The sequence below is a fragment of the Mammaliicoccus sp. O-M54 genome, assembly GCF_022386035.1.
Taxonomy (GTDB): domain Bacteria; phylum Bacillota; class Bacilli; order Staphylococcales; family Staphylococcaceae; genus Mammaliicoccus; species Mammaliicoccus sciuri_A.
Genome location: NZ_JAJNJE010000027.1, coordinates 1 through 416, shown reverse-complemented (window position 1 = coordinate 416; position 416 = coordinate 1). Strand labels below are relative to the sequence as shown.

Below are 416 nucleotides of genomic sequence, written 5' to 3'. Positions count from 1 at the left end.
GACGAATCAGGCAACAAAACAGAAACAACATTCACAATAACAGTTGAAGATACATTGCCACCAACGGTAGATCCAATTGAAGATCAAACAATAGAAGTTAATACACAAATTACAAATATTGAATTGAATGGCAAAGATAACAGTGGAAAACCAGTGACACATGAAGTATCAGGACTACCAGAAGGTGTGACATATGATCCAGAGACAAATATTATTTCAGGTACACCAACAACTATAGGTAGCTATGACGTAACGGTTGTTTCAACAGATGAGTCAGGAAACAAAACAGAAACACCATTTACGATTACAGTAGAAGATACAACAGCACCAACGGTAGATTCTATTGAAGACCAAACAACAGAAGTAAACACACCAATCAAAGATATAACATTGAATGGTCAAGATAATAGTGGAAA

At 35.6% G+C, this 416-nt stretch carries 1 protein-coding gene; it reads left to right on the top strand.

All coding sequences use genetic code 11. From position 1 onward, the window contains the following. The coding region (locus LQ673_RS14700; protein ID WP_239745108.1) for an Ig domain-containing protein at positions 1-416 on the top strand (416 nt) is incomplete at both ends.